Here is a 19,182-nt window from a genome sequence, read left to right as displayed (position 1 = left end):
GAGACTAGCGCGCGGCGCGGCGATGACAAGCGGGGCGGGCCGCGGTCGGGCGGCGCGCCGACGGTGCTGCAACTGGTGCCGGCGCTGGAGTCCGGCGGCGTCGAGCGCGGCGCCATCGACATCGCCCGCGCCATCACCGCCGCCGGCGGCCGGGCGCTGGTGGCCAGCCGGGGCGGGCGCATGGAGGCGGCGCTGGCGCGCGCGGGGGGCGAACTGATCCGGCTCGACATCGGCGCGAAATCGCCGCTGGCGATCCGGCGCAACGCCGCGGAACTGGCGCGGATCGTGAAGGGCGAGCGGGTGGCGATCATCCACGCGCGCAGCCGCGCCCCGGCCTGGGCGGGCTGGCTGGCGGCGCGGCGCAGCGGCGCGCGGTTCATCACCACCTATCATGGCGCCTATCGCGAAAACGCGCCGCTGAAGCGGTTCTACAACGGCGTCATGGCGCGCGGGCGTCCGAGCGTCGCGGTGTCCGACTACATCGCCGGGCTGATCCGCGCCCGGCATCCGGGGGCCGAGATCGTCACCATCCCGCGCGGCGTCGACATGGCGCAGTTCGACGCCGCGGCGGTGTCGGGCGAACGCGCCGTCGCGCTGGCCGCCCGCTGGGGGCTGGTGGAAAGCCCGCGCCCGGTGGCGCTGCTGCCCGGCCGCCTCACCCGCTGGAAAGGTCAGGAGCATTTCATCGACGCCGCGGCGCTGCTGCGCGCGGCGCGCGGGGCGGCGGATTTCCAGTTCCTGATCGTCGGCGGCGACACCGACAGCCCCTACGGGCGCGAATTGCAGGCCCGCATCGACGCCGCGGGGCTGGCGGATTGCGTGTCGCTGGGCGGGCATTGCGACGACATGGCGGCGGCGCTGAAGCTGGCCTCGGTGGCGGTCAGCGCCTCGATCGAACCGGAGGCCTTCGGGCGCGTGGCGGCCGAGGCCCAGGCCATGGGCCGCCCGGTGGTCGCCACCGACCATGGCGGCGCGGTCGAGACCGTGGCCGAGGGCGTGACCGGCTGGCGCTACCCCCCCGGCGACGCCGCCGCGCTGGCCGCCGCGATCGGGCGGGCGCTCGACATGGATGACGGCGCCCGGGCGCGCATGGGCAGGGCCGGGCGGGCGCGGGTGGCGCGGCTTTTCTCCATGGCGCAGATGCAGCGCGCGACGCTGGAGATCTACGGCTTCGGCTGAACCGGCGTTGCCCGGGCCCGGGATTGCGCCGGGTTCACGGGCCTGACGGCGCCGGGGGCGTAGTCTGGCCTCCGGTTGCCTTCGGCTTGCGTATTCAACCCGTGTTCGTGCGATTGTTCAGACCGACTGGATGCGTCATGAAAACTCCCATGCTCGCCCTGGCCTTCGCGGCGCTGGCGCTGGCCGCCTGCGCGCGCGCCAACATCAATGAATTCGTGTTTCTCGGCGAAAGCGACGTCAGCGGCGAAGAGGCCGCCGGCGAGGCCAATCTGATCGTGCGCAACGCCAACGCCGCCGGCTGCGAGGGCGTTTCGGTGGGCGGCTACGCGGCCACCACCGCCGATCCGCCGGCGCTGGTCTACGGCGTGCCGGTGATGGTCTCCTGCCCTGCGGGGGTGCAGTTGCTGCCCAACGGATCGCGGGCGCCGTAGCGCCATTGACGCCCTGCGCCGGCCCCGTCGCTTGACAAGCCCCGACCCCCCCATATGGTGCGCTGCAACGCTCCGGGGGTCGGCCCCGGCGCCATGGCCGGAGAAGACAGATGAGCGAAGCGAGCGCCGCACGCATGGTGAAGATCACCCTGCCCGATGGCGCGGCGCGAACCTATCCCGCCGGGATCACCGGCGGCGAGGTCGCCGCCGACATCTCGAAATCGCTCGGCAAGGCGGCGATCGCGACGCGCATCGACGGACGGCTGAGCGACCTGAGCGCGCCCATCACGGCGGATGCGCGGCTGGCGATCGTCACCGGCAAGGACGACGCGGCGCTGGAGCTGATCCGCCACGACTGCGCCCATATCATGGCCCGCGCGGTGCAGGAGATCTGGCCCGAGGTGAAGGTCACCATCGGCCCGGTGATCGAGAACGGATTCTATTACGATTTCGACCGCGAGGCGCCGTTCTCCACCGAGGATCTCGCCGCCATCGAGAAGAAGATGCGCGAGATCATCGCCAGGCGCGATCCGGTGACCACCGAGTTGTGGGACCGCGCGCGGGCGAAGAAGTTCTACGAGGCCAACAACGAACCCTACAAGGTCGAACTGGTCGACATGATCCCCGCGGGCGAGCCGATCCGCATGTATTGGCACGGCCATTGGCAGGACCTGTGCCGCGGCCCGCATCTGGCCCATACCGGGCAGGTGCCCCCTGACGCCTTCAAGCTGATGAGCGTCGCCGGCGCCTATTGGCGCGGCGATCACCGCAACCCCATGCTGCAGCGCATCTACGGGGTGGCGTTTCGCAGCAAGAAGGACCTGAACGCCCATCTGACCATGCTCGAGGAGGCCGCCAAGCGCGACCATCGCCGGATCGGGCGGGAAATGTCGCTGTTCCACCTGCAGGAAGAGGCCCCCGGCATGGTGTTCTGGCACCCTGACGGCTGGACCATCTACCGGGCGCTTGAAGACTACATGCGCCGCCGCCTGACCGAAGCGGGCTACAAGGAGATCCGCACCCCGCAGGTGGTGGACCGCAAGCTGTGGGAAAAATCCGGGCACTGGGAAAAATACCACGAAAACATGTTCATCACCGAGATCGACGAAGAACACGCCAACGAAAAGCGGGTGAACGCGTTGAAGCCGATGAACTGCCCGTGTCACGTGCAGATATACAACCAGGGATTGAAATCCTATCGAGATCTCCCGCTCAGGCTGGCAGAGTTCGGATCCTGTCACCGCTATGAAAGCTCCGGGTCCATGCACGGGCTGATGCGGGTGCGCGGCTTCACCCAGGACGACGCCCATATCTTCTGCACCGAGGCGCAGATCGAGCCCGAGACCGCGAAATTCATCGAATTGCTGAGCTCCATCTACACGGATCTCGGCTTTGACGGCTTCGAGATCAAGCTGTCGACCCGGCCCGAGACCCGCGTCGGCAGCGACGAGATCTGGGACAAGTCCGAAGCGGCGCTGGAATCGGCGATCCTGAAGGTCACCGACAAGTTCGAGCTCGACCCCGGCGAGGGCGCGTTCTACGGCCCGAAGCTGGATTTCAAGCTCACCGACGCCATCGGCCGCGAATGGCAATGCGGCACCTTCCAGGTGGATTTCAACATGCCGGGGCGGCTCGACGCCGAATATGTCGGCGAGGACGGCGCCAAGCACCGCCCGGTGATGCTGCACCGCGCGATTCTGGGGTCGTTCGAACGGTTTCTCGGCATCCTGATCGAGAACCACGCCGGGCGGTTCCCGCTGTGGCTGGCGCCGCGCCAGGCGGTGGTGGCCACCATCACCTCTGACGCCGACGGCTACGCGGCGGATGTGGTGGCGGCGCTGCGCAAGGCGGGGCTGCGCGCCGACGCCGACACCCGCAATGAAAAGATCAATTTCAAGGTGCGCGAACACTCGGTCGCCAAGGTCCCGGCGATCCTTGCCGTGGGGCGTCAGGAGGTCGAGGCCGGCACGGTGTCGCTGCGCCGCCTCGGGGCCAGGGGGCAGCGGGCGATGCCGCTCGCCGAGGCCGTGGCGGCGCTGGCCGAGGAGGCGACGCCGCCGGATCTGCGCAAGGCGGATGACGAGTCCGCCTGACCCGCCGGTCCCGGTCTTGCGGGCCGTCGCGATCGCCTGACCGCCGTCGCCGCCCGGACATTCCGCCCGGGGGACTCGATCGGTCGTTGCGCTGGCGGCGATGCCCGCCGCCCTCGGCAACCCGCCTCCGCATGACAAGACGATCGCCGCTTCACGTTGACATTTGCGCGCGCGCGCGGGAAAACCCGCGCTTCGCCCCCCGGACCGGCCGCCCGGAGGGGCGTTTTCCTTTTCGGGCGGCCGGACCCAAAGGAGACCAACAGGTGATCACGCCCGTCCTTCCGACCTATGCGCGGGCGCCCCTTTCCTTCGTGGAAGGGAGCGGCCCCTGGCTGACTGACGACAAGGGAGCGCAGTATCTCGATCTCGGCGCCGGGATCGCGGTGAATGCGCTGGGCCACGCCCATCCCGCGCTCGTCAAGGCGCTGGAGACGCAGGCGCGACGTTTGTGGCACACCTCCAATCTCTACCGCATCCCCGGTCAGGAAAAACTGGCCGAAACGCTGGTGGCGAACAGTTTCGCCGACACCGTGTTCTTCACCAATTCGGGGACCGAGGCGGTGGAGCTTGCGATAAAGATGACGCGCAAGCATTTTCATGATCTCGGGCAGCCCGAACGGCGCCGGATCATCACCTTCGAGGGCTGTTTTCACGGCCGCTCCACCGGCGCCATCGCCGCCTCGGGGTCGGAAAAGATGACCAAGGGCTTCGGGCCGCTGATGCCGGGATTCGATCACGCGCCCTTCGACGACCTGGCGGCGGCGCGCGCGCTGGTCGGGCCTCAGACCGCGGCGATCATGGTGGAGCCGGTGCAGGGCGAGGGCGGCGTCCGCGTCGCCTCGCGCGAATTTCTGCGCGGGCTGCGCGAGTTGTGCGACGAACAGGGCCTGCTGCTGATCTTCGACGAGATCCAGTGCGGGATCGGGCGCACCGGGCGGCTGTTCGCCCATGAATGGGCGGGCGCCGCGCCTGATGTCATGGCCATCGCCAAGGCCATAGGCGGCGGCTTTCCGCTGGGCGCCCTGATGGCCACCGAAGCGGCGGCCAACGGCATGACCCCGGGCACCCACGGGTCCACCTATGGCGGCAACCCTCTGGGCTGCGCGGTGGGCAATGCGGTGCTCGACATCGTGCTCGCCGACGGGTTTCTGGATCAGGTGAACCGCACCGCCGGGGCGCTGCGCCAGAAGCTTGAAGGGCTGGCGGCGGCGCATCCCGACGTGCTGTCGGGCGTGCGCGGCGAGGGGCTGATGCTGGGGCTGGAATGCAAGGCGCCCAACATGGCGCTGGTGCAGGCGGGCTACGACGCGCATGTGCTCACGGTGCCGGCGGCGGACAACGTGGTGCGCCTGCTGCCGCCGTTGAACATCACCGCGGCGGAACTTGACGAGGCGATGACCCGGCTCGACGCCGCCTGCGCGGCGGTGGCGGCGGGGCCGAAGACGGAGGGCGCGACATGAGCTGCTACCCCAACGAACCCGCCACCCGACTGCCCGGCGCCGGCGACCGGACCCGGCGGCATTTCCTTGACCTGCACGCGGTCGGGGCGGCGGATCTGCGCGCCATGATCGACGACGCCCGCGCGGTGAAGGCCGCGCGCGACGGCCAGCCGAAGGGGACGCCCGACGCGGATCGGCCCCTGAAAGGCCGGATCCTGGCGATGATCTTCGAAAAGCCCTCGACCCGCACCCGCATCAGCTTCGATGTGGGCATGCGCCAGCTTGGCGGCGAGACCCTGATGCTGTCGGGCGCCGACATGCAGCTGGGCCGGGGCGAAAGCGTCGCCGACACCGCCCGCGTGCTCAGCCGCTACGTGGACGCGATCATGATCCGCACCGGCGCCCACGAGACCCTGCTCGACCTCGCCGAACACGCCGACGTGCCGGTGATCAACGGGCTGACCGACGATTCGCACCCCTGCCAGCTGATGGCCGACATCCTCACTTTCGAGGAACATCGCGGGCCGGTGAAGGGGCGCAAATTCGCCTGGGTGGGGGATGGCAACAACATGTGCTCGTCCTTCATCGAGGCCGCGGCGCGCTTTGATTTCGACCTGGCGATCGCCACGCCCGAAACGCTCGATCCCTCGCCGGCGCATCTGGAATGGGCCCGCGCCCAGGGGGCGCGCATATCGCTGCATCGCGACGCGCGCGATGCCGTGGCCGGCGCCGACGCGGTGGTGGCCGACACCTGGCTGAGCATGAATGACGAGGGCGACGCGCGCGACCGCCGCCACAACCTGCTGCGCCCGTATCAGGTGGATTCGGCGCTGATGGCCGCCGCGGCGCCCGACGCGACATTCATGCATTGCCTGCCCGCCCATCCCGGCGAGGAGGCGAGCGAGGAGGTCATCTACGGCCCGCAATCGGTGGTGTTCGACGAAGCTGAAAACCGCCTGCATGCCCAGAAAAGCGTGCTGCGCTGGTGCCTTGGCGCGATATAGGCCTGACCAGACGCCCGGCTGACCCGGGCGGGCCGCGCCATGGCGGCGCGCCGGAACGCGCGCCGCCGCATGCGGTCGGATTTCGCCCCATTGCCGCCGATCCGACTTTTGTTCGTCACATTTGATCATTAGATAACCTTCGCACTGCATGATGGCGCCGAAGCTTGGGGGCGATGGCGATGATGAGATTTTCGGGGAAACCCGCGTGGGCGGCGCGCGTCCGGGGCGCGCGCATGGCCGCCGGCGGCTGCGCGGCGTTCGCGTTCGCGGCGGCGCTGGCCGTGGCGCCGATGACCGGGGCCGGCGAACTGGACGACAACGATGCGGTGCTTGGCGAGATCGCCGAGGGCGATCTGGACGTGCTCACCGATGACGGGGCGATGGGCGGCGGCTTTGCGCTGGAAGGGCCGGAGGCGAGGGCCGCCTCGCTGTTCGACGGCGCCTTCGCCATGCCGGTGCGCTCGATCCTGTCGGACATCGGCGCCGGGGCGCCGCTGCCCAAGCCGGCGGCGATCAAGATCGAACGGCGCAAGCCGACCATCGTGCCGACGCCCGCGGGCATGGGGCTGCTGCTCTCGGCCTTGATGTTCTTCGCCATGGCGATCTGGCGCGCGCGCAGCGCCCGGCAGGCCTGATCGGGCGCGCCCGTCGCGGCCTGGGCGTCCGGCGCCCTGCATTCGAGGCGTCTGGCCGATGCGCCGCAGCGGCGTGACGCGGGGGCCGCGTCCATGGCGGGCGCGTTGCGGGCGATTGCGAAAATCGGCGCGGTTCTGTAAGTCTCCCGCCTTCGCGCCCGTCGCAGATCACCCCGGAGACGCATGATGGCCTCGCATCCCGCCAGCAAGTCGGAGTCCGGCCCGACACCGCCTGAAACCGCAGCGCCCAATACCGCAACGGCCGGCTGCGGCGACGATTCGATCCTGCCCTTCCAGCTTGAACGCCCGCATATCCGCGGCCGGGTGGCGCGGCTCGACGCGACGCTGGCGGGGATCCTCGAACAGCACGCCTATCCGCCGCTGGTCTCGGGGCTGGTGGCCGAGGCGGCGATGCTCACGGCGCTGATCGGCGAGACCATCAAGCTGCGCTGGCGTCTCAGCCTGCAGATCCGCGGCGACGGGCCGATCCGGCTCATCGCCACCGATTACTTCGCCCCTGCCGCCCCCGGCGAACCGGCGCGCATCCGCGCCTATGCCGGGTTTGACGCCGCGGCCGTGGCGCCCGGGGCGGGCGCCTTCGCGCAGCTCGGCAAGGGGCTGTTCGCGATGACCATCGACCAGGGCGAGGGCATGCAGCCCTATCAGGGCGTGACCCAGTTGACCGGCGGTTCGATCGCCGCCAGCGCCGAGACCTATTTCGCCCAGTCCGAGCAGATCGCCACCCGATTCGCCCTGGCCTCGGCCGAGACCGTCGCGCCCGGCGGCGCTCCGGTCTGGCGGGCCGGCGGGGTGATGCTGCAGCACCTGCCCCCGGTCGCGCCCCACAGGGCGATCGATGGCCCCGGCGGCGAGGACGGACCCCTGTCCGCCAACGACGTGGCCGACATGGGCGGCGCCGGCGAGGACTGGCGGCGGGTCAACCTGCTGCTCGACACCGTCGAGACCCACGAGCTGATCGGCCCGCATGTGACATGCGAATCCCTGCTGCTGCGGCTGTTCCATGAAGAGACGCCGCGCGTCCATCCCCCGCAGCCGGTGCGCTTTGGCTGCACCTGTTCGCCGGACAAGGTGGTGGCGGCGATGGCGCAGTATTCGGCCAAGGACATCGCCCACATGACCAATGACGCGGGCAAGCTGACGGCGGATTGCCAGTTTTGCGGGCGGCATTATCAATTCGATCCGAAGACGCTGGGATTCGAAGCCGAAAGCCCGGACAGCGCGGCTAAGGATTAACCTATTGTTAAAAAAATGCTTGTCCTTGGCGGGTATGGATTCAAAAAATTTTGCGCAGGCGCGCAACAATATCGAATTGGGGGACCATTTTATGGGATTGAAGAATCCGAGCGCCGAGAAGCTGATCGGCACGGTCAGCGTCGGCGGCATTGACGGCGATGTGGCCGCGCTCAACAACGGCAAGTACATCGCGGTCTGGACCGGCATCGTCAGCCCGCTGTTCCCCGGCCTGCCCGACACGGCGCTGACCAATATCGCCGGGCGGCTTCTCGACGCCGGCGGCAAGCCCCTGGGTCAGGTGTTCCAGATCAACACCACCGCGCCGGGGCAGGAGACCTTGCCGGAGGTTACGGCGCTGACGAATGGCGGCTTCGTCGTGGTCTGGCACGACATCACCCTGACATCCGATCAGAACGAGGCCCGCGCCCAGGTGTTCAACGCGGCGGGGCGGAAGGTCGGGGCCGAGATCACGCTGAACGCCGACAGCGCCGACCATCAGTCGCGCCCGGCGATCACGGCGCTGAAGAACGGCGGCTTCTACGCCGTATGGGAGGACGAGCGCGCGCCGGTTTTCAGCGGCGACGGCGATATTTACGCGCAGGAATTCACCGCCGCGGGCCAGCGGGTCGGCCCCGAACGGGTGCTGCTCGACGGCGCGTCCGCCAGCTACATCAGGCCGCAGGTGGCCGAGCTGAACAACGGGCGCATCGTCACCGTCGCCGATGACCTCGCCAAGCTCACCGTGCTGATCGCCGACAGGGACGGCGGCAATCAGGTCAGTTTCCGCATCGGCGATCGGGTGGGCACCCCCCAGATCGCGGCGCTCGACAATGGCGGCTTCGTGATCGCCTACGAGACCGACACGCCCAAGGCCAACGGCAACCTCGACGGCGACGCGACGGTGGTGTTCCGGCTGTTCAACCCCGACGGCTCCGCCGCTTCTCCCCGAGAATTCACCGCCGCCCACCGGGGCGCCGGCGAACAGCGCGATCTGGACCTGACGGCGCTGAAGAACGGCGGCTTCGCCATCGCCTGGGAGGATTCCGGCGGCAAGAGCGGCGATTCCAGCGGGCTTTCGGTGCGCGCGCAGGCGTTCAAGGCCGATGGCGCGCGTGACGGCGACGAAGTGCGGGTCAACAAGTTCGCGCTGGCCAACCAGAGCGATCCGTTCATCGCCCAGGGCAAGAACGGCAAGCTGCTGATCGGCTTCGGCGATGACAGCCGGTCGCTGAACGGCAATTTCACCGACCTGCATGACCGCGTCTACGGCGCGGGCGGCGGCGGCGGGCCCAAGGGGCCGAGCGCCGGCGACGACACGCTTGCCGGCGGCGCCGGCGCGGACCGGATCAACGGGCTGGGCGGCGACGATCTGATCCACGGGCGCGGCGGCGCGGACATCCTGCGCGGGGCGGCCGGCGATGACCGGCTGTTCGGCGATCTGGGCAATGACAAGTTGTTCGGCAATGCCGGCGGCGACAAGCTGTTCGGGGGCGCCGGCAATGACCGGCTGGTGGGCGGGCTCGGCGCCGATCTGCTGAACGGCGGCGGCGGCAGGGACGTGATGCTCGGCGGCGGCGGCGGCGACCGTCTGGTCGGGCGCGCGGGCAACGACGTGATGAAGGGCGCCGCGGGCGATGACTACCTGAACGGCGCCGCCGGCGGCGACCGGCTGATCGGCGGCTTCGGCAATGACGTGATGCTCGGCGGCGGCGGCCAGGACCGGCTGATCGGCGGCGGCGGGCGCGACGTGCTGAACGGCGGCGCCGGCGGCGACGTGATGACCGGCGGCGGGGCGGCGGACATCTTCGTGTTCGCAACCGGCGGCGGTCGGGACCGGATCACCGATTTCCGCGACGGGGTCGATCACATCAAGTTCAATTCCGGGGCCGCGGATTTTCAGGACCTCAATGTCACGCAGGACGGGAATGACGTGCTGATCGCCTATGACGGCGGCGTCATCCGGGTCGAGGACGCCAATGCGCCCGATTTCAGCAGCGACGATTTCATCTTCTGATCCCGGGCCTTGCGCCAGGCGCCTCGATCCGAGGGGCCCGGCGCGGGGCCTGTCGCCCGGTCAGTCGCGCAGCGCCGCGACGAACGCGTCGATGTCTTCGTCGCGCGTCGCCCAGTTGCAGACCAGCCGGCAGCCATGGCGCGCATCGGCCGGGCCCGCGGGCGCCGGATCGTTGGGCCAGTAAAAATACCGCGCGCCGCGCGTCGCCAGCCGGTCATGCAGGCGCCGGGGCAGGGCGGCGAAGATGATGTTGGCGTCCACCGGATGCATGATCTCCGCGACGCCCGACGCCGCGAGCCCGGCGGCGAGCCGATCCGCCGCGGCGTTGGCGCGCCGCGCCAGATCAAGCCACAGCCCGTCGCTCAGATAGGCCTCCATCTGCGCCGCCACATAGCGCATCTTCGAATGCAGATGCCCGCCGCGCTTGCGCCGCAGCTCGAATTCCCAGGCTTTTTCCGGGTCGAAGAAGATCACCGCCTCCACCCCCAGCGCGCCGTTCTTGGTGGCGCCAAGCCCGAGCACGTCGATCCCGGCTTTCCAGGACAGCTCGGCGGGCGAACAGCCCAGCCGCGCCACGGCGTTGGCGAAGCGGGCGCCGTCCATATGCGCCGGCAGGTCCCAGCGCCGGGCCAGCGCGGTCAGCGCGGCGACCTCGTCCAGGCCGTAGACCGCGCCCAGTTCGTTCGCCTGGGTGATCGACACCGCGCCGCGCTGGACATTATGCACGCCCACATGTTCGGCGGTTTCCAGTTTGGCTTCAAGCGCCTGCGGGTCGATCTTCGCGTGATCTCCAGGCAGCAGCGTGAGCTTGGCGCCGCCGGTGTAGAATTCCGGCGCGCCGCATTCGTCCACTTCGATATGGGCTTCCTCGTGGCAATAGACCGTGGCCCAGGGCGGGCACAGGCAGGCCAGCGCCAGCGCATTCGCCGCGGTGCCGGTGGAGGCCAGATGCACCACCGCCTCGGGGGCTTCGAACACCTCGCGCACCAGCGCCGTCACGCGGGCGGAAATCCCGTCGCCGCCATAGGAGGCCGCGTAGCCGTCATTGGCGCGGGTCATGGATTCCAGCATCGCGGGATGGGCGGGGCCGGCGTTGTCGGAGGTGAACCACATCTCAGAGCTTTCCTTCAATGGCGTGGTCCGGGAGGTCGTCCTCGTCCACTTCGTATTCGGGCGTCGTGCAATTGCGCATGGCGATGCCGGCGGCGTCGGTGCTGCGCGGATCGCCGGTGATCAGCGGGTGCCAGTCGGGCAGGGGGCGGCCCTCGGCCAGCAGCCGATAGGCGCAGGTGCTTGGCATCCAGCCCTTGATCTCGTGGATGGTCGCGGGGTCCAGCGTCACGCAGCCCGGCACCAGCTGCTTGCGGATCGCGTAATTGCCGCAGCGGCAGCTGTCCGGGTCGAACAGGCGGCAATGCACGTCGGTGTAGACGATCCTGCCGCTGTCCTCGTCCTCCAGCTTCAGCACGCAGCAGCGCCCGCAGCCGTCGCAGAGCGATTCCCACTGCGCGTCGGTCATCTGGTCAAGAGGTGTGTGGCGCCAGAAATCGCTTCGCCGCCGCGCGTCATCCTTCATGTCCGGCAAAGGATCACAGGCGGGCGCGCGCGTCCAGCCGGGATCGCCCGGGACCCGGCCCGCGCCGCCCGGTTGGGCCCGGCGATTTCAGTCCGCGGGGTCAAGCGCCTCGGCCAGCCGGGCGCGCGCCAGATCGCAATCGTCGCGCATGCGGGCGATCAGCGCGTCGAGATCGTCGAATTTCTCCTCGCCGCGCAGGAAGGACACCAGCGCCACCGACACTTCGGCCCCGTAGAGATCGCCGTCGAAATCGAACAGGTGCGTTTCGAGATTGGGCGCGTTGACGCCAAAGGTTGGGCGCACGCCCAGATTGGCGGCGCCGCGGTATTCGCCCTTGCGCGGGCCGTCGAGCACCTCGACCGTCACCGCATAGACCCCGAAACGCGGCAGCAGAAGGTCTTCCAGCAGGATGTTGGCGGTGGGAAAGCCCAGGCCGCGCCCGCGCTTGTCGCCATGGGCCACCACGCCGTCGATGCGGTGCCAGTGGCCGAGCATCTTGCGCGCGTCCTCGGGCCGGCCCTCGACCAGCGCGCGGCGGATGGCGGTCGAGGAAAACTCGCCCGCCGCATCGGCCAGAAGCGGCGCCACCGAAACCCCGAAGCCATGCGCCGCGCCCAGCGCGCGCAGGGTGTCGGCGTTGCCTGCGCGCCCCTTGCCGAACTGGAAATCGGCGCCCACCACCACATGGTTCAGCCCCAGCGCCCCGGCCAGCACGTCGCGGGCGAAATCCTCGGCGCTCAACGCCGCCAGCGCGCCGTCGAACGGCAATTCATACAGGATGTCGACCCCGAGCCGGTCCAGCCGATGCGCCCGCGAGGCGGCGTTCATCAGTCGGAAGGGCGGCGCGTCGGGGGCGAAGAACTGGCGCGGATGCGGCTCGAAGGTGACGACCCCCAGCGGGCCGCCGACGCGCTGCGCGGCGCGCCGCGCCGTGTCGATCACCGTCGCGTGGCCGCGATGCACGCCGTCGAAATTGCCAAGCGCGGCCGAGGCGCCGCGATCCCCGGCGCCAACCGGGCCAAGCCCCTTGATGATCCGCATGAAATTCCTCGTTCGCGGCGCCGCGCCCCGCGTGATCGGGCGATGCGGCCTAAGTCAGTCGAATTTCGAGGAGGGCGCGAGCACCACCGCCTCTCCCTTCAATACGACCGTATCGCCCACGAGGCAGCGGCAATCAAGGGTTACCCGGCGTTTGGCGTGAATGATGTCGCGCACTTCCACGCGCGCCTCCACCGTGTCGCCGGGGCGCACGGGGGCCATGAATTTCAGGGTCTGGCCCAGATACACCGTGCCGTGGCCGGGCAGCTGTTCGCCGATCACCGCCGAAATCAGCCCGGCGGTGAGCATGCCGTGGGCGATGCGCCCGCCAAAGATCGTGTCGCGCGCGTAATTCTCGTCCAGATGCACCGGGTTCCGGTCGGTGGAGATCTCCGCGAACATGGCGATGTCGCGGTCCTCGATGGTCTTGCGCAGATACCGGATCATGCCGATTTCCAGTTCTTCGATGCAGATCGTGCCGCGGGGCAGATTGTCGAGCATGTCGGACTCTCCTGACACGGGCGTTCCTGACACGGGTTTGCGTGACAAGGGGGCCATCCTGAACCAGTGGCGCGCGCGATTCGGAATCCCGGCGCGGTTTCATGTTGCATTGCAAGATGAATAGCCCGTCACCGGAGGGGGGGCAACAGGGTCGCGCAACTATTTTGATTAATGGCGGCGATTTTCGAAATTATGTTGCTTGAAGGCCTTAGCCCGTGGACCCGGCGCCGCAGCCCAGAATCTCCACATTGCGCGATCCGTCCAGCAGCGTCACCCGCAGGCTGCTGCGATCCACCCACAGATCCGGATCGCTCAGCAGCGCCTCGGCCGATGCGGTGACGCGTTCGCCCGAGCGGCTGACCTCGGCGGGCGAGAACCACACCCCCTCGGGCCCCTCGACCACCACCAGCAGCGGATCGGCGAAGCGGCCGCCAAGCTGGAATTCGCCCTCGAAGCGGCGTTCGGGGCCGGCCCCGACCATGGTGCAGCGGGCCACGCGCAGCCCGGTCTCGGCGCCGCTTTTCGGGGCGCTGGCCAGCGATTCGGCGATCAGCGCCGCGCCGTCCTCGGCCCCGGGCGGAATGGCCAGCGTCAGCCGCGCCGTTTCCGGCACGCAGACATCCGAACACACCCCGTAGCGCATCGACAGGCGCAGGGTCACGGGCTTGGCCGGGTCCTCGGATTCGACGCGCAGGGGCAGGGTCACGTCGCGCGAATAGCCGATGGTGGTCATGCCGTAGCTGTCGAACAGCTCGGGGTTGGGGAACACCACCTCGACGCCGCTGACATTGGCCGAGCCGCTCCAGTCGAAGCTTGGCGGAATCCCCGAATCGCCGGGATTGCGCCAATAGGTCTTCCAGCCGGGGGCGAGGCCGATCTGCAATCCGGCGATGCGGGCCCCGTCGGGCTCCACGCGCCCCGAAAACAGCCGCGCGGCGGTGCGTTCGTTCGACGTGGCGGCGTTCTCGCCCGCCTGCGCGACGGGCGGCGTCGCGGCCATGGCCAGCGTCAGGGCGATGGCAAACGCGCGGCTTGGTGATTTTCTGCTCATGCCCCGATCCTAGAGGCGCGCGGCGCAAAGTCCAGTCGCCGGCGCGTCGCGTCGCGGTCACAAACCGGCGAGGTGGCGCGCGCCCGAATGTTGCGCCCCTGCGCCGCACCCCGCGCGGGTTGGGAAATTTCGTCGCAATCCGTTGAATGCGCGCCCCTTCGGGGCCATTTTCATCCCATGAGCGACACCAAACCCAATACCGCCGCAACCCTTGAAGGCCGGATGCTGGTGGCGATGCCGGGGATGCGCGATCCGCGCTTCGCCCAGAGCGTGGTCTATCTTTGCGCCCATTCCGCGGACGGGGCCATGGGGCTGATCGTCAACAAGCCCTCCGCCGATCTGGATTTCGGCGAATTGCTTGAACAGCTCGACATCGACGTGGCCGGCGATGACGCGGCCAGGCGCATCGACGTGCATTTCGGCGGCCCGGTGGAAATGGGCCGCGGATTCGTGCTGCACAGCGGCGATTTCATGCTGGAGGGCGCGACCAAACCGCTCTCCGAGGGGCTTTATCTGACCGCCACCGTCGAAATCCTGCGCGCCATGGCCGAGGGCGCCGGGCCGAAATCGGCGGTGCTGGCGCTGGGCTACGCGGGCTGGGCGCCGGGGCAGCTGGAGGCGGAGCTGCAGCACAATGGCTGGCTCGACTGCCCCGCCGATCCGGACCTGATCTTTGACAGCGACGATTCCGCGAAATGGGCCGGCGCGCTGCGCCGCATCGGCGTCAACCCGGCGATGCTGTCCGCCCAGGGCGGCCACGCCTGAGCCGCGCGGCGAAGAACGCCCCGCGACGTTGAGGGCGAAGGTCTCGGCCCAGGTCGCGACCTGGTTCGCGGCGGTGCGGGCCGGGTCGTCGATGCCGCCGCGCGCAACCAGCAGCCCGGCGTTGCAGATCAGCAGATCCGCCGCCGCCCTGATCGCCGCCGCCCCGACCGCCGTCGCCGGGTCTGGCGGCGCAGGGCACGCGATCAGATCCGCTGATCGTATTCGCCGACCGCTGATTCGCTGCGCAGCACCGCGTCCAGATCCTCGAACACCGCCCGCATCTCGCCCTCGCTATGGGGGCTCTCGCAGACCACCACCAGATTGGGGGTGTTGGAGGATGCGCGGATCAACCCCCAGGCGCCGTTCTCCAGCATCACCCGCGCGCCGTTGACCGTGACGACGCCGGTGATCCGCCGCCCGCCCAGCGCGCCCCCGTCAGCGGCCATGGCCTCCAGCTTTTGCCGGATCCGCTCGATCACCGCGTATTTCTCGTCATCGGCGCAATAGGGCGACATGGTCGGCGTGCCGTAGGTCACCGGCAGGGCGCGGCGCAGGTCGGACATGGATTTTTCGGGATTGCGATCGAGCATCCGGCATATCTCGACCGCCACCCGCATGCCGCAATCGTATCCCCGCCCGATGGGCTCGGCCAGGAAGTAATGCCCGGATTTCTCGAACCCCGCCAGCGCGCCCAGCGCCTTCACCCGGCGTTTCATGTGACTGTGGCCGGTCTTCCAGTAATCCGCCCGGGCGCCGCCGGCGATCAGGTCCGGGTCCGACGCGAACAGCCCGGTGGATTTCACGTCGGTGACGAATGTGGCGCCCGGGTGCAGCTTGATCAGGTCGCGGGCCATGATCACCCCGACCTTGTCGGCGAAGATCTCCTCGCCCTCGTCATCGACCACGCCGCAGCGATCGCCGTCGCCGTCAAATCCAAGCGCCAGGTCGGCGCCGGCGTCGCGCAGCGCCGCGGCCATGTCGCGGAGCATCTCCATGGCCTCGGGATTGGGGTTGTAGTTGGGGAAATCGTAGTCGAGCCCGCAATGGCGCTCCACCACCTCGGCGCCGATGCGCCGGAGCAGTTCGGGCGCAAAATGCCCGGCCGTGCCGTTGCCGCAGGCGCAGACCACCTTCAGCGGGCGCGACAGGCGAAAATCCCCGGCCAGATCGTCGAGATAGGCCTCGCGCACCCCGTCGATGCGGGCGTAGCCGCCGCCGCCGCGTTCCACGCCCTCGCCGCCCAGCACGATGTCGCGCAGGCGGGCCATTTCCTCGGGGCCGTGGGTCAGGGGGCGCTCGAACCCCATCTTCACGCCGGTCCACCCATTGGGATTGTGGCTGGCGGTGACCATGGCGACGGCCGGGGCGTCGAGGTGAAACTGGCTGAAATAGGCCATCGGCGTGATCGCCGGGCCGATGTCGAGCACCTCGAGTCCGGCCTGCATCAGCCCGATGGTCAGCGCCTGCTTGACGCTGAGCGAATAGGCCCGGTAGTCGTTGGCCACCGCGATGCGCGGCGCGATCCCGGCCTCGTGCATCTGGGTGCCGAGCCCCAGCCCCAGCGCCTGAATGCCGGGCAGGTTGATGTCATCGGGAAAGCGCCAGCGAGCGTCGTATTCGCGAAACCCGGCGGGCGCGATCATGGGTTCGCGCAGTTCGTCCCAGGTGTTGCGGGCGACGGCGGGGCGCGGTCGGTCGGTCATGGGCGGCTCCGGGGGTTGTCTTGGGGGCGGTTTGTCCTGGGGGCGAACGGGCGGATCCGGCTACAGGCGGATCGGGTCGGCTTTGGCCAGGCGGTCGAAGGCCTTGAGGCTTTGCAGCAGCGCCGGCATCTGCGCCAGCGGGATCATGTTGGGGCCGTCCGAGGGGGCGCTGTCGGGGTCCTCGTGGGTCTCGATGAACAGCGCAGCGACGCCGAGGCTGACCGCGGCGCGCGCCAGCACCGGGGCGAATTCGCGCTGGCCGCCCGAGGAGGCGCCGCGCCCGCCGGGCTGGGCCACGGAATGGGTGGCGTCGAACACCACCGGATAGCCGGTCGCCGCCATCTGGGGCAGGGCGCGCATGTCGCTGACCAGCGTGTTGTAGCCGAAGGACGTGCCCCGTTCGCACAGCAGGATGCTCTCGTTGCCGGTCGCGGCGATCTTGGCGGCGACATGGGGCATGTCCCAGGGCGCCAGGAACTGCCCCTTTTTCACGTTCACCGCGCGCCCGGTCTCGCCCGCCGCGATCAGCAGGTCGGTCTGGCGGCACAGGAAGGCGGGGATCTGCAGCATGTCCACCGCCTGCGCCGCGATCGCGCAGTGTTCGGGGGCGTGCACGTCGGTCACGGTCGGGCAGCCGACGCGGGCGCGGATCTCGGCGAGGATCTCCAGTCCGCGCGCCATGCCCAGCCCGCGCGTCCCGCCGATGGAGCTGCGATTGGCCTTGTCGTAGCTGGCCTTGAACACGAAACCGATGCCGAGGGCGTCGCAGGCTTCGGCCAGGCGTTCGGCGATCATCAGCGCGTGATCCAGCGATTGCAGCTGGCAGGGGCCGGCCAGCAGCGCCAGCGGCGCGTCGTTGGCGAAGGTCAGCGCCCCGACCCGGACCTGCCTCGGCGCGATGGATTGCGGGGTGTCAGACGTGGCGGGCATGTGGCCTCCTACACGCTGAACTGCTCCCGCAAGACGGAGACGGTCAGCGAAATCATCAAGAACGCGCCGAAGAAGATCACGAAACCCAGCGCCGTGTTCTCCGCCCGCCTCGGCCGCGTGGACTTGTCGGCCAGCGAGGGTTTCACGATCCTCGCCAGATACCTGAATTGGCGGCGCGCCTCAAGCCGCGCCGCTTCCAGACTGGCCTGCGCGGACATGAAGCTTTGCTGGCGGGTGATGATCTCGACCTTGGCGCGCTGCAGTTCGGCGTTGATGCGCGACAGGGGCCAGTCGGCTTCCGCCGCGTCGGGCGTCGCGGACTCGCCCGTGCCGGTGATGCGGGCGCGGCGCTCGTCGATCTGGCCGCGCTTGAAGGCGATCTGGCGGCGCAGGTCGCGGGCGCGCGGGTCGTCCTCGGGCGCGTAGGTCGTGAGTTCGTCGAGACGGGCGCGCGCGGCCTCGATTTCGAGCTGCAGGGACTGGATGATGCTGCGCTCGCCGCCGACTTCCTCCTCGGCGCCGAACACCCGCAGGCGGTGCTGGATCTCGGCCACCTTCATATGCGCCGCCACCAGCGCCGCGCGCGCCTCGACGGCGCCGGTTTCGGCGTCGGTCACCATGTCGGTGCGCAGGCGCGCGGACAGGCCGTCGATCATCTCCTCGGCGTAGCGGATCAGCGCGTCGGAGATCGCCTGCGCCATCTGCGGCGTGGCGGCCACGACCTGCATGCGGATCAGCGATTCCGTGGGGTCGTAGCTGACCGAGACATGGCTGCGGTAATAGGCGTAGGCGTCCTCCAGCGACGCATCGGCGCGCAGGCGCTGGATCGGGTCGATGCGCGGGTCCTGAAAATGCGCGATGTAACCCAGATCGCGGTCGAGCCGCGTCAGGATCTCGCGCGATTCGATGAAATCCTGCACCGAGATCGAATCCTGCAACGTCGCCAGCGGCGACGTCGCCAGGCTGTCGAGCATGCCGCCCTCGGGCGTCACCGGGGCGGCGGATTTCACCACATAGGCGCTCTCGGACAGGAACATGTCGGTGGCGAAACGGTAGTAATACGTGCCCACGACCAGCGTCGGCAGCAGAACGAAGACCACGATGCGCAGGATCAGCGCGATGGAGCGGCGCCGGCGGCGCGCGGCGAGATCGCGCTGGATCTGCGCCACGCGCTCGGCCTGTTCGGCCTGCAAGCGCAGCAGTTCGGGGCTGGGCGCGGCCGCGGCGATCTGCTGGTCGCGCTTGCGCCGGACGCGGCGGCGGGCGCGGGGGCCCCTTGCGGCGGGCGGGCCGTCGTCATCGTCGTCAAGTTCGCGATCGGCGGCGCTGCCGGCGCGCGGCGCCCCTTGCGGCGTCGCCGCGGCCTCGCGCTCGGCGATGTCGCGCGCGCGCAGGTTGGCGTCCTCGGCGGCCTCGCGCAGGCGGGCGGGGTCGATCCCGGTTGGGCTGTCGGTCCCCTTCGGCGCCGCCCCGTCCTGCGCCCCGTCCGGCGCCTTGGCCTGCGCCCCGCCCGCCGCCCCGTCCGGCGCCCCGTCCGGCGCCTCGGCCTGCGCCGCCGCATCGGCCTTC

17 protein-coding genes are annotated in these 19,182 nt (G+C 69.6%); 9 read left to right on the top strand and 8 right to left on the bottom strand.

The window, feature by feature from the left end; genetic code table 11:
• Positions 1–63 precede the first annotated feature (63 nt).
• The 8 genes from AC1HC7_RS01050 to AC1HC7_RS01015 all read left to right on the top strand — a co-directional run bounded on the left by AC1HC7_RS01050 (position 64) and on the right by AC1HC7_RS01015 (position 10,049).
• Positions 64–1,179, top strand: a complete 1,116-nt coding sequence (locus AC1HC7_RS01050) for a glycosyltransferase family 4 protein (protein ID WP_479495872.1) — start codon at positions 64–66, stop codon at positions 1,177–1,179.
• A 137-nt stretch (positions 1,180–1,316) separates the two neighbouring features.
• Positions 1,317–1,610, top strand: coding sequence for a hypothetical protein (locus AC1HC7_RS01045; protein ID WP_479495873.1), 294 nt, complete (start codon positions 1,317–1,319; stop codon positions 1,608–1,610).
• Between the two features lie 134 nt (positions 1,611–1,744).
• Positions 1,745–3,703: a threonine--tRNA ligase gene (thrS, locus tag AC1HC7_RS01040; protein WP_479495903.1), complete on the top strand. Its 1,959-nt coding sequence runs from the start codon at positions 1,745–1,747 to the stop codon at positions 3,701–3,703.
• A 263-nt stretch (positions 3,704–3,966) separates the two neighbouring features.
• Positions 3,967–5,163 carry an acetylornithine transaminase gene (locus tag AC1HC7_RS01035; RefSeq protein ID WP_479495874.1) on the top strand — a complete coding sequence of 399 codons (1,197 nt, stop codon included), beginning with the start codon at positions 3,967–3,969 and terminating at the stop codon, positions 5,161–5,163.
• Complete coding sequence (argF, locus tag AC1HC7_RS01030) at positions 5,160–6,146, top strand: ornithine carbamoyltransferase (RefSeq protein WP_479495875.1); 987 nt, start codon at positions 5,160–5,162, stop codon at positions 6,144–6,146. Before AC1HC7_RS01035 ends, argF begins: the two co-directional genes overlap by 4 nt.
• A gap of 233 nt (positions 6,147–6,379) precedes the next feature.
• Complete coding sequence (locus AC1HC7_RS01025) at positions 6,380–6,781, top strand: hypothetical protein (protein WP_479495876.1); 402 nt, start codon at positions 6,380–6,382, stop codon at positions 6,779–6,781.
• A gap of 186 nt (positions 6,782–6,967) precedes the next feature.
• Positions 6,968–8,035: an Hsp33 family molecular chaperone HslO gene (gene hslO, locus AC1HC7_RS01020; RefSeq protein WP_479495877.1), complete on the top strand. Its 1,068-nt coding sequence runs from the start codon at positions 6,968–6,970 to the stop codon at positions 8,033–8,035.
• 91 nt (positions 8,036–8,126) lie between these two features.
• Complete coding sequence (locus AC1HC7_RS01015) at positions 8,127–10,049, top strand: calcium-binding protein (protein ID WP_479495878.1); 1,923 nt, start codon at positions 8,127–8,129, stop codon at positions 10,047–10,049.
• A gap of 60 nt (positions 10,050–10,109) precedes the next feature.
• On the opposite strand, the gene AC1HC7_RS01010 is transcribed toward AC1HC7_RS01015, so the two are convergent.
• From AC1HC7_RS01010 to AC1HC7_RS00990, 5 genes are all read right to left on the bottom strand, one after another.
• On the bottom strand, positions 10,110–11,162 hold the full coding sequence (locus AC1HC7_RS01010) for a threonine aldolase family protein (RefSeq protein WP_479498566.1): 1,053 nt from the start codon (positions 11,160–11,162) through the stop codon (positions 10,110–10,112).
• 1 nt (position 11,163) lies between these two features.
• Positions 11,164–11,625, bottom strand: a complete 462-nt coding sequence (locus tag AC1HC7_RS01005; protein WP_479498565.1) for a YcgN family cysteine cluster protein — start codon at positions 11,623–11,625, stop codon at positions 11,164–11,166.
• Positions 11,626–11,712: 87 nt separating this feature from the next.
• Positions 11,713–12,666: a bifunctional riboflavin kinase/FAD synthetase gene (locus AC1HC7_RS01000; protein ID WP_479495882.1), complete on the bottom strand. Its 954-nt coding sequence runs from the start codon at positions 12,664–12,666 to the stop codon at positions 11,713–11,715.
• Between the two features lie 54 nt (positions 12,667–12,720).
• Positions 12,721–13,164: a MaoC family dehydratase gene (locus AC1HC7_RS00995; protein ID WP_479495883.1), complete on the bottom strand. Its 444-nt coding sequence runs from the start codon at positions 13,162–13,164 to the stop codon at positions 12,721–12,723.
• A gap of 208 nt (positions 13,165–13,372) precedes the next feature.
• On the bottom strand, positions 13,373–14,215 hold the full coding sequence (locus tag AC1HC7_RS00990) for a protein-disulfide reductase DsbD domain-containing protein (RefSeq protein ID WP_479498564.1): 843 nt from the start codon (positions 14,213–14,215) through the stop codon (positions 13,373–13,375).
• Between the two features lie 177 nt (positions 14,216–14,392).
• Between AC1HC7_RS00990 and AC1HC7_RS00985 the strand changes: the two genes are divergently transcribed.
• Positions 14,393–14,980, top strand: a complete 588-nt coding sequence (locus AC1HC7_RS00985) for a YqgE/AlgH family protein (protein ID WP_479495885.1) — start codon at positions 14,393–14,395, stop codon at positions 14,978–14,980.
• Between the two features lie 203 nt (positions 14,981–15,183).
• Here the strand turns inward: AC1HC7_RS00985 and AC1HC7_RS00980 are convergent, their stop codons facing one another.
• From AC1HC7_RS00980 to AC1HC7_RS00970, 3 genes are all read right to left on the bottom strand, one after another.
• A complete protein-coding gene (locus tag AC1HC7_RS00980; RefSeq protein ID WP_479495886.1) occupies positions 15,184–16,683 on the bottom strand; it encodes a phosphomannomutase/phosphoglucomutase in 1,500 nt (499 codons plus the stop codon).
• A 60-nt stretch (positions 16,684–16,743) separates the two neighbouring features.
• Entirely contained in the window at positions 16,744–17,613 is an 870-nt protein-coding gene (gene kdsA / locus AC1HC7_RS00975; protein ID WP_479495887.1) for a 3-deoxy-8-phosphooctulonate synthase, read from the bottom strand.
• An 8-nt stretch (positions 17,614–17,621) separates the two neighbouring features.
• On the bottom strand, positions 17,622–19,182 hold a 1,561-nt coding region (locus tag AC1HC7_RS00970; RefSeq protein ID WP_479498563.1), incomplete at its 5' end, for a KpsE/RkpR family capsule polysaccharide export protein.

The sequence above is a fragment of the Oceanicella sp. genome (genome assembly GCF_056449545.1).
This window is presented reverse-complemented; position numbering and strand designations above follow the sequence as displayed.